This window comes from Mycobacterium sp. 1165196.3 (assembly GCF_001673415.1).
In the GTDB taxonomy this organism is placed as follows: Bacteria; Actinomycetota; Actinomycetes; order Mycobacteriales; family Mycobacteriaceae; genus Mycobacterium; species Mycobacterium europaeum_A.
The window spans coordinates 17,354-30,390 of the sequence record NZ_LZLU01000210.1; the positions used below are offsets into that span (position 1 = coordinate 17,354).

The 13,037-nt window shown below is 68.7% G+C and carries 12 protein-coding genes and 1 pseudogene; 6 read left to right on the forward strand and 7 right to left on the reverse strand.

The features are described from left to right. Positions 1 to 9 precede the first annotated feature (9 nt). Genes A5659_RS21610 through fadD3 form a run of 5 tightly spaced genes read right to left on the reverse strand, consistent with a single transcriptional unit; the run spans position 10 to position 5,756 of the window. On the reverse strand, positions 10 to 1,176 hold the full coding sequence (locus A5659_RS21610) for a pyridoxal phosphate-dependent aminotransferase (protein ID WP_067184132.1): 1,167 nt from the start codon (positions 1,174 to 1,176) through the stop codon (positions 10 to 12). Continuing rightward, entirely contained in the window at positions 1,173 to 2,129 is a 957-nt protein-coding gene (locus A5659_RS21615) for an acyl-CoA dehydrogenase family protein (RefSeq protein WP_066867365.1), read from the reverse strand. Before A5659_RS21615 ends, A5659_RS21610 begins: the two co-directional genes overlap by 4 nt. After that, the gene (locus A5659_RS21620) at positions 2,126 to 3,070 is read right to left on the reverse strand and encodes an acyl-CoA dehydrogenase family protein (RefSeq protein ID WP_067184135.1); all 945 of its coding nucleotides are present in this window, start codon (positions 3,068 to 3,070) and stop codon (positions 2,126 to 2,128) included. The genes A5659_RS21615 and A5659_RS21620 overlap by 4 nt, the downstream gene beginning before the upstream one ends. Further along, complete coding sequence (locus A5659_RS21625) at positions 3,067 to 4,212, reverse strand: acyl-CoA dehydrogenase family protein (RefSeq protein ID WP_067184138.1); 1,146 nt, start codon at positions 4,210 to 4,212, stop codon at positions 3,067 to 3,069. The genes A5659_RS21620 and A5659_RS21625 overlap by 4 nt, the downstream gene beginning before the upstream one ends. Continuing rightward, the gene (gene fadD3, locus A5659_RS21630; protein WP_067020469.1) at positions 4,212 to 5,756 is read right to left on the reverse strand and encodes a 3-((3aS,4S,7aS)-7a-methyl-1,5-dioxo-octahydro-1H-inden-4-yl)propanoate--CoA ligase FadD3; all 1,545 of its coding nucleotides are present in this window, start codon (positions 5,754 to 5,756) and stop codon (positions 4,212 to 4,214) included. The genes A5659_RS21625 and fadD3 overlap by 1 nt, the downstream gene beginning before the upstream one ends. Positions 5,757 to 5,876: 120 nt before the next feature. On the opposite strand from fadD3, the gene ipdE1 reads away from it, so the two are divergent. The 6 genes from ipdE1 (at position 5,877) to A5659_RS21660 (ending at position 11,952) form a co-directional block, all read left to right on the forward strand. Further along, entirely contained in the window at positions 5,877 to 7,025 is a 1,149-nt protein-coding gene (gene ipdE1, locus A5659_RS21635; protein WP_067184141.1) for an acyl-CoA dehydrogenase IpdE1, read from the forward strand. Beyond that, positions 7,022 to 7,810 carry a (5R,7aS)-5-hydroxy-7a-methyl-1-oxo-2,3,5,6,7,7a-hexahydro-1H-indene-carboxyl-CoA reductase gene (gene ipdF / locus A5659_RS21640; protein WP_066859659.1) on the forward strand — a complete coding sequence of 263 codons (789 nt, stop codon included), beginning with the start codon at positions 7,022 to 7,024 and terminating at the stop codon, positions 7,808 to 7,810. Before ipdE1 ends, ipdF begins: the two co-directional genes overlap by 4 nt. A gap of 82 nt (positions 7,811 to 7,892) precedes the next feature. Further along, entirely contained in the window at positions 7,893 to 9,065 is a 1,173-nt protein-coding gene (locus A5659_RS21645) for a proline-rich domain-containing protein (protein WP_082976146.1), read from the forward strand. A gap of 78 nt (positions 9,066 to 9,143) precedes the next feature. Next, positions 9,144 to 9,764 (forward strand): TetR family transcriptional regulator KstR2, encoded by a 621-nt coding sequence (kstR2, locus tag A5659_RS21650; protein WP_156749304.1) that lies wholly within the window; start codon positions 9,144 to 9,146, stop codon positions 9,762 to 9,764. Position 9,765: 1 nt separating this feature from the next. Beyond that, a complete protein-coding gene (fadA6, locus tag A5659_RS21655; RefSeq protein WP_066859651.1) occupies positions 9,766 to 10,926 on the forward strand; it encodes a steroid 3-ketoacyl-CoA thiolase FadA6 in 1,161 nt (386 codons plus the stop codon). Between the two features lie 117 nt (positions 10,927 to 11,043). Next, entirely contained in the window at positions 11,044 to 11,952 is a 909-nt protein-coding gene (locus A5659_RS21660) for an endonuclease domain-containing protein (protein WP_067184144.1), read from the forward strand. A gap of 38 nt (positions 11,953 to 11,990) precedes the next feature. Here A5659_RS21660 and A5659_RS21665 read toward each other — a convergent pair whose 3' ends face one another. Together A5659_RS21665 and A5659_RS21670 are read right to left on the reverse strand one after the other, a co-directional pair. Next, the gene (locus A5659_RS21665; protein WP_066877470.1) at positions 11,991 to 12,731 is read right to left on the reverse strand and encodes a hypothetical protein; all 741 of its coding nucleotides are present in this window, start codon (positions 12,729 to 12,731) and stop codon (positions 11,991 to 11,993) included. Then, positions 12,728 to 13,037: pseudogene (locus A5659_RS21670) on the reverse strand (RNA polymerase subunit sigma-70); the annotation flags it as partial. The gene A5659_RS21665 and the pseudogene A5659_RS21670, both read right to left, overlap by 4 nt.

Genomic DNA, 13,037 nt, shown 5'->3' on the forward strand with positions numbered 1-13,037 from the left:
GCGGTTTCGCTAGCGCGCCGCGAGCCAGGGGCCGAGGCGTCGCACCGCTTCCTCGATATCGTGGGTCGGGCCCGCGAACGACAGCCGCACGAACGAATTCCCGCGCGCGGTGTCGAAGTCGATGCCCGGTGCGATCGCAACACCGGTCTGCGCCAACAGCTTTGAACAGAACTCGATCGAGTTGTCGGTGAATTCCGAAACGTCGGCGTAGACGTAAAAGGCGCCGTCGGTGGGGGCCAACCGCTCGATGCCGATGCTGCGCAGCCCGTCGAGCACCAGCGAGCGGTTGGTCGCGTAGTGGTGCAGGTGACCGTCGGCTTCGGCCGTCGCCTCCGGGGTGAAGGCCGCCACCGCGGCGAGTTGCGACAGCACGGGCGGGCAGATGGTGAAATTGCCGGTCAAACAATCCACCGCGCGGCGCAGCTCGGCCGGCACCAGCAGCCAGCCCAGCCGCCAGCCCGTCATCGCGTAGTACTTCGAAAAGCTGTTGACCACCACGGCGTTTCGGGATGTCTGCCACGCGCAGCTGGTCTGCGGCGCACCGTCGTAGACCAGGCCGTGGTACACCTCGTCGCTGATCAGTCGCGCTCCCGACGCATCGCACCAGGAGGCGATGGCGGCCAGCTCCGCCGGGTCGATGACGGTGCCCGTCGGGTTGGCGGGGCTCGCCACGATGACGCCCTGCACCGGCGGGTCGAGTTCGGCCAGCATCTGCGCGGTCGGCTGGAAGCGGGTCTGCGGCCCGCAGGGAATCTGCACCACCTCACAACCCAAGGCGGACAGGATGTTTCGGTAACACGGATAACCGGGGCTGGCCAGCGCCACGCGATCGCCGACGTCGAAGCAGGCCAGGAAGGTGAGCAGGAAGCCGCCGGAGGAGCCGGTGGTGATCACCACCGCATCCGGTTCGACGTCGAGCCCGTGCTGGCGCTGGTAGTCGGCGGCGATCGCGGCGCGCAGTTCCGGGGTGCCCAACGACACCGAGTAACCCAGCTCGTTGGAATACACGGCGGCCGCCGCGGCCGCTCGCACCGGCTCGGGCGCACCCACGCTGGGCTGGCCCGCCGACAGGTTGACCAGGTCGCCGTGGCTGCGCTGGCGTTCCGCGGCCGCCAGCCACACATCCATCACATAGAACGGTGGGATGCCGGCGCGCAGCGAGACACGGTCGGTCACGGCGTCTGGAGTACCTCGGATTCCAGCCGCTTAAGCAGTTGTTGCGGCGAATCCAGCAGATGCGCGCTGCCGTGGGCGCGCTTGAAGTACAGGTGCATGTCGTGTTCCCAGGTGATCGCGATGCCGCCGTGCAGCTGGATCCCCTCGGCGGCCACGACGTTCAGCGCCTCGGTGGCGGCAAGGCGGGCGGTGGCGGCGTTGGTGGGACTGGGGGCATCGCAGGCGTCGGCGACGACGGCCTTGGCGGCGGAGACGGTGACATACAGATCGGCCATCCGGTGCTTGAGCGCCTGGAAGCTGCCGATCGGCCGGCCGAATTGCACTCGGTCCTTGGCATATTCGACCGTCAGCTCCAAACAGCGCTGCGCGGCACCGATCTGCTCGGCGGCCAGCAGGATGGCCGCCGTGTCCGCCAGGCCGGGGTCGGTGCCGATCGGCTCGGTCTCCTCGGCCGTGAGCCGCGCCAGGCGCCGGGTCGGGTCCATGGTGGTGACGGGCTCGGCGCCGAACCGGGTCCACCTGTTCAGCCGGCCGTCCTCGACGGCGACCACGACGTCGGCGATATCACCGTTGACCACGTAGTCGGCGTCGAACACCAGCGCGCCGATCGCGGCGCCCTCGGCGAGGCCCTCCAGCGTCGTGACGTCCGGTTCGGCCGCGCTCAGCAGCGCCAGCTCGGCCAGCGTGGTGCCGAGCAGCGGGGAGGGCACCAGCGCGCGGCCCAGCTCCTGCAAAACCGTTGCGGCATCGGCCAGTTCGCCGCCCGCGCCGCCCAGCTCCTCGGGAATCACCAGTGCCGCCGCGCCGACCTGCTCGCACAGCAGCTGCCAGAGCGACTCGTCGTAGCCCTTCTCGGACTCCATGGCCGCGCGCACGGCCGCCGGGCCGGCGTGCTTGGCCACCAGGGCGGCGACGGTCTCGCGGAGGAGTTCGCGTTCTTCTGTTGTGGTCATAGCGCCTCCAGCACTCGGCGCCGGTGCTGCTCCGGGGTGCCCCACGCCGACCGCAGCGCCTGCACCCGCAGCAGCAACAGCGACAGGTCGTGCTCCTGGGTGAAGCCGATCGCACCGTGGGTTTGCAGCGCCGACCGCGCCGCCAACAGCCCCGCCTCGGACGCCGCCGCCTTGGCCGCGCTGACGTCGCGGGGGTCCAGCGTCAGCGCCGCGCCATACACCAGCGGACGGGCCAGCTCGATGGCGATGTGCACGTCGGCGAGCTTGTGCTTGATCGCCTGATACGAGCCGATCACCCGGCCGAACTGGGTGCGCTGCTTGGCGTAGTCGACCGCGCCGTCGCGCAGCGCCTCGGCCGCACCGATCAGCTGGGCCGCGGTGGCCAGCGCGCCGAACTGGTAGGCGCGCTTGACATCCGCCTGCCACGACGGCCCGGTCGCGGTCACGTCGAAGAGCTTTCGGCTGGGGTCGACGGACTCGTGGGCGTCGCCTGGTGTTGCCTCGGTGACGCCGTTCTCGCCGGCCAGCAGCACCATCCCGGCCACGTCGGCGTCCACCGCGCGCGGCGTCTGCGGCGGCAGGGCGACGGTGGCGATCAGCTCACCGGAGGCCAGTTCGGCGCATCGCTCGGCCCGATCGCCCGAGGCGAGCAAAACCGGTGCCACGGCGATGGATTCGGCGACCGGCCCCGGCACGCACCAGCGGCCCAGGCGCTCGACGGTGACGACGAGGTCGACGGGGTCGGCCTCGATCCCGTCGAATTTCTCCGGCACGGCCAGCGCGGTGACGCCCAGGATGGCCAACTGCTCCCACACCTCGCGGCCCGGTGCGGTGTCGCCCGCCGCCCACGCGCGCACCGCGCCGGGCAGATCCGCCGCGCCCAGCGCGGCGTCGATGCTGGCCGCGAAGTCGCGCTGCTGTTCGTCTAGCGCAAATTTCACTTCTTGCCCCCGGACTTTTCGCGCGGCAGGCCCAGCAACCGCTCGGAGATGATGTTGCGCTGAATCTCGTTGGTGCCGGCGTAGATCGGGCCGCCTAGCGCAAACAGCAAGCCCTCGGTCCACCGGCTGGTCAGTTCCCCGTCGGCGGCCAGCAGGTCCAGCGCGGTCTGGTGCAGTTCGACGTCGAGGTCGGACCAGAACACCTTGGTCACCGACGATTCGGCGCCCAGCTCCCCGCCGAGGCCCAACCGGGTCACCGTGCCGAAGGTCTGCAGCCGGTAGGCCTGCGCCTTAATCCAGCCGTCGGCCACCCGGTCGGCGAACGCCTCGGGTGAGCCGCTGTCCTGCCACAGCCGCACCAGCCGCTCGGCGGTGGCCAGGAAGCGGGCCGGGCTGCGCAGTGACATGCCGCGCTCGTTGCTCGACGTGCTCATGGCCGCCCGCCAGCCCTCGTGCGGGGTGCCGATCACGTCCTCGTCGGGCAGGAAGACGTCGTCGAGGAAGATCTCGCCGAACCCGGTGTCGCCGCCCAGCTGGACGATGGGGCGCACCGTGACCCCCTTGGCCTTCAGGTCGAACATGAAGTACGTCAGCCCGTTGTGCCGCTCGGCTCCCGGGTCTGACCGGAACAGCCCGAAGCCCCGCTCGGCGAACGGGGCTCGCGAGCTCCAGATCTTCTGCCCGTTGAGCAGCCAACCGCCGTCGGTCTGGGTGGCGGTGGATCGCAGCGACGCCAGGTCGCTGCCGGACTCGGGCTCCGACCACGCCTGGGCCCAGATCTCTTCTCCGCTAGCCATTTTCGGCAGGATCCGGTCTCGCTGTTCTTCGGTGCCGTGCGCGAACAGCGTCGGCGCCAGCATCGAGGTGCCGTTGGCGCTGGCGCGGCCCGGCGCGCCGGCCCGGAAGTACTCCTCCTCGAACACCACCCAGTGCAGCAGCGGCGCGTCGCGGCCGCCGTACTTTTTCGGCCAGGTGATCACCGACAGGCCGGCGTCGAACAGCACCCGGTCCCATTTCCGGTGCTGGTCAAAGCCTTCGGCGTTGTCGTATGACTTGGTCGGGATGTTTTCGGCGTTGGCCGACAGGAATTCCCGGACCTCGGCCTGGAAGGCCAGGGTGTCTTCGTCTAGATCCAGATCCATCAGTCCAGCTCTCGCAGTTGTGGTTTGACCACCTTGCCGCCGGCATTGCGCGGCAACGCGTCGACGAACCGCACCGACCGCGGTGCCTTGAAGTTCGCCAGATGTTCACGGGTGTAAGCGATCACGGATTGCTCGTCGAGTTGGGCGCCGGGCCGGGTCACCAGGTATGCCCGGCCCACCTCCCCGAGCCGCTCGTCGGGAACTCCGATCACCGCGGCGTCGGCCACGCCGTCCATCCGGGCCAGCACCTGCTCGACCTCGGCGGGGTAGACGTTGAATCCACCGCAGATGTACATGTCTTTCAGGCGATCGGTGATGCGCAGGTTGCCGGCCGCGTCGACGGCGCCGATGTCACCGGTGTGCAGCCAGCCGTCGGCGTCGATGGCGGCCGCGGTGGCCTCGGGGTCTTCCAGGTAGCCCAGCATCACGTTCGGCCCGCGCAGCAACACCTCGCCCGACTCCCCGGGGGCCTCGGCGTCGATGCGCAATTCGAAGTCGGCGAACGGGCGGCCGCAGGTAGTGGCCACGGTGACCGCGTCATCGTCGGCGCGGCACATCGTGCCCATGCCGTTGGCCTCGGTCAGCCCGTAGGCGGTCAGCACGATGTCGATGTCCAGTTCGGACTGCATGCGCTCGACCAGCACTACGGGCACGGTCGCCGCGCCGGTCACCGCGAACCGCAACGAGCTCAGGTCGTAGTCGTTGCGCGCCGGGTGGTCGAGCAGGGTTTGGTAGATGGTGGGCGGCCCGGGCAGCACGGTGATGCGGTGTCGCTCGATGGCCTGCAGTGCGCGCAGCGGATCGAAGGTCAGGTGCGGAATCAGCGTTGCCCCGGTCTGCAGGCACGCCAGGATCCCGGCCTTGTACCCGAAGTTGTGAAAGAACGGGTTGATGCACAGATAGCGGTCGTCGCTGGTGATCTTGCCGTTGGCCGCCCAGGAGGCCGACGCCGACAACGACTGCCGGTGCGCGCACAGCACGCCTTTGCTGCGTCCGGTCGTGCCGGACGTGAACAGGATGTCGCTGACGTCATCGGGGACGACGGCGGACGCGCGAGCCGCGACCGCGTCGAGGTCGGTACCGCGCGCGATGAACTCGTCCCAGGTCGCCGGAACAGGATCGTCGGCATCGACCGGTATCCGCACGATGTGCCGCAGCGCGGGCAGCGCCGCGCGGTTCAGGTCGGCCAGGCGATCGTGGCCGAGGAAGCGGCCCATGCCGAACAGCACCGGGGCACCGGTCCGGGCCAGGATGTCGCTGGCCTCGGCGGCGGTGTAGCGGGTGTTCAGCGGCACCATCGCGGCCCCGGCGTGGTGGATTGCCAGGCAGGCCACCACCCAGTGCCAGGTGTTCGGCGACCAGACGGCCACCCGGTCGCCCGCCCGCACGCCGAGATCGATGAGGGCGGCGGCCGCGCGGTGCACCTCGTCGCGCAGGCCGGCGGCGGTGAAGGATCGTTCGTCGGTGATCAGCGCGTCGTGATCGGGCAGCCGGCTCGCGAAACGATCCAGCGCGGCGGGCACCGTGCGCGGATCGTTGGTCATGGGATGCTCCTGTAGCGGCGCTGACGCGATTTTGATTGCCCGGTTTCTCCTCACGCCGCCCCGCGGCGCGCATCGTCACCGAGCTACAAAGCAAGTGCTTGGTAGGTTAGCCTACAGGGCATGCAGGACGTCGAGGAGTTCCGGGCGGAGGTCCGGCAGTGGCTCGCCGACAATCTGGTCGGCGAATTCGCAGCTCTCAAGGGCCTCGGTGGGCCCGGACGCGAGCACGAGGCGTTTGAGGAGCGCCGGGCATGGAACCAGCACCTCGCCGCGGCCGGACTGACGTGCCTCGGCTGGCCGGTCGAGCACGGCGGCCGCGGCCTGTCCACCGCGCACCGAGTGGCGTTCTACGAGGAGTACGCCAAGGCCGACGCCCCGGACAAGGTCAACCACTTCGGCGAGGAGCTGCTCGGCCCCACGCTGATCGCCTTCGGCACGCCCGAACAGCAGCAGCGCTTCCTGCCGCGCATCCTCGACGTCACCGAGCTGTGGTGCCAGGGCTACTCCGAGCCCGGTGCCGGCAGCGACCTGGCCAACGTGGCGACCACCGCCGAACTCGACGGCGACGAGTGGGTGATCAACGGCCAGAAGGTGTGGACGTCGCTGGCCCACCTGTCGCAATGGTGCTTCGTGGTCGCGCGCACCGAGAAAGGCTCCAGGCGCCACGCCGGGCTGTCGTACCTGCTGGTCCCGCTCGATCAGCCGGGCGTGGAGGTTCGCCCGATCGTCCAGATCACCGGCACCGCGGAATTCAACGAGGTGTTCTTCGACGACGCCCGCACCGAGGCCTCTCTGGTGGTCGGCGAGCCCGGCGACGGCTGGCGGGTCGCCATGGGGACGCTGACCTTCGAGCGTGGGGTCTCGACGCTCGGGCAGCAGATCCGTTACGCCCGTGAGCTTTCCAACCTCGCCGAGCTTGCTCAGCGGACCGGCGCCGCCGAGGACCCGTTCATCCGCGAGCGGCTGACCCGGGCGTGGACCGGGCTGCGGGCCATGCGCAGCTACGCGCTGGCCACCATGGATGTCGAGCAGCCCGGACAGGACAACGTGTCGAAGTTGTTGTGGGCCAACTGGCATCGCGACCTCGGCGAGCTGGCCATGGACGTCATCGGCAAGCCGGGGCTGACCCTGGCCGACGGCGAGTTCGACGAATGGCAGCGGCTGTTCCTGTTCACTCGCGCGGACACCATTTACGGCGGGTCCAACGAGATCCAGCGCAACATCATCGCCGAGCGGGTGCTCGGCCTACCCCGAGAGGTGAAGGGATGAGCCTGTCCGAAGCCCCGAAAGAGATTGCCGGACACGGACTTCTGCAGGGCAAGGTGGTGGTCGTCACCGCCGCTGCGGGCACCGGCATCGGCGCGTCGACGGCACGACGGGCGCTGGCAGAGGGGGCCGACGTGGTGATCTCGGATCACCACGAACGCCGGTTGGGGGAGACCGCCGACCAGCTCACCGCGCTCGGCCAGGGCAGGGTCGAAAGCGTGCTGTGCGACGTGACGTCGACCGCGCAGATCGATGCGCTGTTCGCGTCGGCGACCGCGCGGATGGGACGCGTCGACGTCCTGGTGAACAACGCCGGGCTGGGCGGGCAGACGCCGGTGGTCGACATGACCGACGAGGAGTGGGACCGGGTCCTGGACGTCACCCTGACGTCGGTGTTCCGCGCCACCCGCGCGGCGCTGCGCTACTTCCGTGACGCGCCGCACGGCGGGGTGATCGTCAACAACGCCAGCGTCCTGGGCTGGCGGGCTCAGCATTCGCAGGCGCACTATGCCGCCGCCAAGGCCGGCGTGATGGCGCTGACCCGTTGCAGCGCAATCGAAGCCGCGGAGTACGACGTGCGGATCAACGCGGTGTCGCCGAGCATCGCGCGACACAAGTTTCTGGAGAAGACGTCGTCGGCCGATCTGCTCGACCGGCTGTCGGCCGGCGAAGCCTTCGGGCGCGCCGCCGAACCGTGGGAGGTGGCGGCCACCATCGCGTTCCTCGCCAGCGACTACTCCAGCTACCTGACCGGCGAGGTCATCTCGGTGTCCAGTCAGCACCCATGAGCTGCGATATCGCTGACTAGCGCCGGCCCGCGACGTGTTTACAATTGTCGACCAACGCGGTTGACGCAGGTGGGAGGGTGCAGTGAGCGACGGACCGGGTCACCGACCGTGGGGTGAGAACCCGCCTCCCGCAAGCACACCCGGCCAGCCACCGGGTGCCCCGTGGCAATCCGACGCGGGTTGGCCGCAGCAGTGGGGTCAAGGGGGTCAGCCAGCCCCTTTCGGGCAGCCCGCGTACGGGGGGTGGCCCTCGCCACCGCCGGTCACCGTCGCCCAGTTCAACGGGCCGCAGGGCGGTCCCGGGCAACGCAATCGCAAGCCGTGGATCATCGGGCTGAGCGTGGCCGCCGCGGTGCTTGTCGTGGTTGTCATCACCGTGATCGCGGTCAGCAGTGGCGGCGGGTCGGGCAGCGCCGGTGATGCCGCCAAGGGTTACCTCGAGGCGCTGGCCCGCGGCGATGCGCAGGCCGCGCTGTCGTACAGCACCGATCAGCCGGCGTCCAAGGAGTTCCTGACCGACGACATCCTCAAGCGGCAGATCGCGCGGTGGCCGATCACCGACATCAAGATCCTCGACGACAATTCCGCGCACGCTTTCGGTTTCGGGCAGGTGCACGTGTCGGCGAAATTCGGCGAGAACACCTCGGACGTGACCATGTCGATCAAGAAGGCGGGCAGCGACTGGAAACTCGACCACGCCGCGATCAAGGTGGACACGCTGAACGCGGGCATCGAGCAGGCCGCCGTCAAAACCGCGACGTTCTTCGGCAAGCCCGTCGGCACCGCGCCGGTGTACGTCTTCCCCGGTTGGCTGGACGTCTCCAGCAGCAACCCGAATCTGGCCGTCAACACGAAAAAGCCCTTCCTGCTTGACAATCTGACGACATCGGGCGCGTACTTCAACGACCTGGAATTCAAACTCAGCGACAAGGGGTTGGCCGCGACCAGCTCCGCGATATCGGCGGCGCTGGCCAGTTGCGCGAACTCGAACCAACTGCGACCGGCCGACTGCCCGCAGCACGCCTTCGACTACGACCTGGTGGACGGGACCGCCGCCTGGGGCAAACCGGACATCAGCGGCCTCAAGATCAACCTGTTCGATCCCTTCCGACTCGAGGCGTCCTTCTCCGGGTCGGTCAACTTCCCGCTGACGGCCCAGACCCGGTCGGGCGGCACCAAGACGAGCGTCGTCGACACCTTCGTGTCCGGCAACGCCGACGAGTCGCAGAATCCGCCGGTGGTCTCGCTGCGCTGACGCTCTTGACGGAGCGGCCGCGGATCGGAAACCAAGGCGTCGGTGGCCAAGCAAGCGCTTGGTTGATACTCTGATCGGGTGGACCGAGTGCCCGGTCAGGCGAACAGCCGGCGAGACGAGCTACTGGAGCTCGCCGCGACGATGTTCGCCGAGCGTGGATTGCGCGCCACCACCGTCCGGGACATCGCCGACAGCGCCGGCATTCTGTCCGGCAGCCTGTATCACCACTTCTCCTCCAAGGAGGAGATGGTCGACGAACTGTTGCGCAGTTTCCTGGACTGGCTGTTCGCGCGCTATCGCGAAATCGTCGACAGCGAGGCCAACCCCCTGGAGCGGCTCAAGGGGCTGTTCATGGCGTCGTTCGAGGCGATCGAGCACCGGCACGCGCAGGTCGTCATCTACCAGGACGAAGCCCAGCGGTTGTTGTCTCAGCCCCGGTTCTCCTACATCGAGGACATGAACCGGCAACAGCGCAAGATGTGGCTCGAGTTGCTCAATCAGGGCGTCGAACAGGGGTATTTCCGGCCCGACCTCGACGTCGACCTGATCTACCGCTTCATCCGTGACACCACCTGGGTGTCGGTGCGCTGGTATCAACCCGGCGGACCGCTCACCGCGGAGCAGGTGGGCCAGCAATATCTCGCCATCGTGCTTGGCGGGATCACTGCGGAATCAAAGAACATCGAAGAAGGAGTCTGAAATGCCTGAGGCGTACGTCATCGACGCTGTGCGTACCGCGGTCGGCAAGCGCGGCGGGTCGCTGGCCGGAATTCACCCGGTGGATCTCGGTGCGCTGGGATGGCGCGGCCTGCTCGACCGGGTCGACGTCGATCCCGCCGCCGTCGACGACGTGATCGCCGGCTGTGTCGATGCCATCGGCGCGCAGGCCGGCAACATCGCCCGGCTCTCGTGGCTGGCCGCGGGCTATCCCGAAGAGGTTCCCGGCGTCACCGTCGACCGGCAGTGCGGATCCAGCCAGCAGGCCATTTCCTTTGGCGCGCAAGCGGTCCTGTCCGGCACCGCCGATCTGATCGTCGCCGGCGGCGTGCAGAACATGAGCCAGATCCCGATCTCGTCGGCCATGACGGTCGGCGAGCAGTTCGGATTCACCTCACCGACAAACGAATCCAAGCAGTGGCTGCACCGCTACGGCGACCAGGAGATCTCGCAGTTCCGCGGCTCCGAGCTGATCGCCGAGAAGTGGAACCTGTCCCGCGAAGAGATGGAGCGCTACGCGCTGACCAGCCACGAGCGCGCGTTCGCGGCCATTCGCGGCGGCCACTTCGACAACGAAATCATCACCGTGGAAACCGAATCCGGGCCGTTCCGGGTTGACGAGGGGCCGCGTGAGTCGTCGCTGGAGAAGATGGCCGGGCTCAAGCCACTGGTCGAGGGGGGCCGGTTGACGGCGGCCATGGCCAGCCAGATCTCCGATGGTGCCAGTGCCGTCCTGCTCGCGTCCGAAAAGGCCGTCAAGGAGCACAACCTGACGCCGCGGGCACGCATCCACCACATCAGCGCCCGCGCCGCCGACCCGGTCTTCATGCTGACCGGGCCCATCCCGGCGACCCGCTACGCGCTGGACAAGACCGGGCTGTCCATCGACGACATCGACACCGTCGAGATCAACGAGGCGTTCGCGCCGGTGGTGTTGGCCTGGCTCAAGGAGATCAAGGCCGACCCGGAGAAGGTCAACCCCAACGGGGGGGCGATCGCGCTCGGTCACCCGCTGGGTGCCACCGGCGCCAAGCTGTTCACCACCATGCTCAACGAGCTGGAGCGCATCGGTGGCCGCTACGGGCTGCAGACGATGTGCGAGGGCGGCGGCACGGCCAATGTCACGATCATCGAGCGCCTCTGACCTCGTGCAGCACTCGCTTCCGTCGCCCAGTGTGAAAGCTACGACGCGTCAACCGCGTGTCGCGTCGTAGGATTCACATTCGCGAGGTTGTCGGTGCGGGTTGGCACCATCGGCGGCATGACGGAGCTCTTCCTGGGCAGTGAGGCCCTGGCGGCAAAAGTGATGCCCGAGCGGGCAATGCGCTCCCTCTTCGAGCCTGTCCATCCGGGTGTCTACGCCCCCGGCGGCATCGCGCTGACGGCGCGCGAACGCGCGCGGGCGGCATGGCTTTGGTCGCGGCGCAACGGCGTCATCGCGGGGAACTCGGCGGCCGCGATGCTCGGGGCGAAGTGGGTGAATCCGACGCTCGATGCTGAGCTGGTGCACGGCAATCGCCGCCCACCCGCCGGCATCGTCGTGCACAGCGAGACACTGCTCCCCGGTGAGGTAGTCGAAGTCGACGGCATGCCAGTGACCAGTCCGGCGCGCACCGCTTTCGATGTTGGACGGTGGACATCGTCGCGGCTGTCCGCGGTGCAGCGGCTCGATGCGCTGGCGAACGTCACCGACGTCAAAATCAGCGACATCGAAGCCGTGCTGGCCGGGCATCGCGGCACGCGCGGCCTGGGTCGGCTCAAAGCGGTGCTGCCGCTGGTGGACAGCGGCGCGGAGTCTCCGCAGGAGACCCGTACTCGGCCGGTGCTGATCGACGCGGGTTTGCCTGTGCCACAGACACAGATCCGAGTGTGCGACGACTACGGCGACTTCGTTGCCCGCATCGACATGGGGTACCGCGAGCTGCGCGTCGGCATCGAGTACGACGGACCGCAGCACTGGACGGACGCCGGGCAGCGCGATCGCGACATCGACCGGTACACCGCATTGGCCGACTTGGGCTGGACGATCGTGCGGGTCGGCAGCGACCTTCTCCGCTATCGGCACGGCACCCTCATTGCCCGTGTCGTCAACGCGATGCGGGCCGCGGGATGGCGCCCTGGGCCACCGAGCGTGAAATCCTCGACGGCACCGCGGCGTGTCGCGTCGTGAAATCCACCCTCGGTCAACCTTTTACCGGATTCGGCCGCCTACCGGGTCGCCACCACCAGGCCGATGCCGCCCAGGGCGAGCAGCCAACTCGTGAAGCTGCCGACCAAGAAGTACTCGGTCACCTCGTCGATGCCGACGCCGTTGTCGCGGTTGGTCTGGGCGTTCAATTCCGGGAATCGGATGATGCCCTTGGCCGCGACGACGGCGCTGGCCGCGGCCACCTGGCCGCCGACGCCGAGGCTGAGGATCAGCAGCCGCTCCAGCGGCCCCAGCAGCCGGCCGCCCTTGAGCCGATCCGACGGCTGCGGCTCACCGGGTGGGCGCACCGCGCCCACCGAGCCAAGCACCAGGCGCACCAACTGATTGGCGGTGGCGAACTGGACCAGCATCACGCCGACGAGCATCAGCAACCGGGCGGGCGTGACATGGCTGAGTGGCAGGTGAACCCAGGCCGACCACCGCGCGACGACGCCGCCGCCCGGCGAGGACCAGCCGGATAACAGTGCCAGCACCGCCAGCGCGCCGCCGAACACCGCCAGCGGAGCGATTTGGTTTTTGCCGCTGAGTTCGCTTCGCGCGCAAAGCCATTCCCACGCCACTACCGCCGCGGCGGCCAGCACAAGCAGCGCGATGTCCCCGGCACGCCACAGGGCGCCCAGCCCCGCGCACGCCAGCACCACCACCGGCCCGGCCAGCAGCGGTGGCCATAGCGCACCGACCGCACGCCGGCAGAGGTCGGCGACGCCGAGGGCGATGAGAAAGACCGCCACGGCGCTCACGGCAGACTCCGAAGGTATTGACTGGCAAGCACAATCAAGTCCAGGCCGTCGCGGCTCGCGCGTTGGGACACCGCCGACGGGCTGATGCCCTCTTCGGCGGCGAGCTCCTTTTTGGTCCGGCCCGTCATCAAGCCCCTTACTATCCGCAATGACCGTTCATCAAGCGATCCAAGCAGATGGTCCCGACAAATCAGGGCGGCGTTGACGGCGGCGACGTCGTCGCGGGTGCCGGCCTCGGCCCGAAACGTCGTGCGTACCTGCGTCAAGCCGGGCTGCCGCTGCGCCTCCGCGGTGTGCTGGATGGCC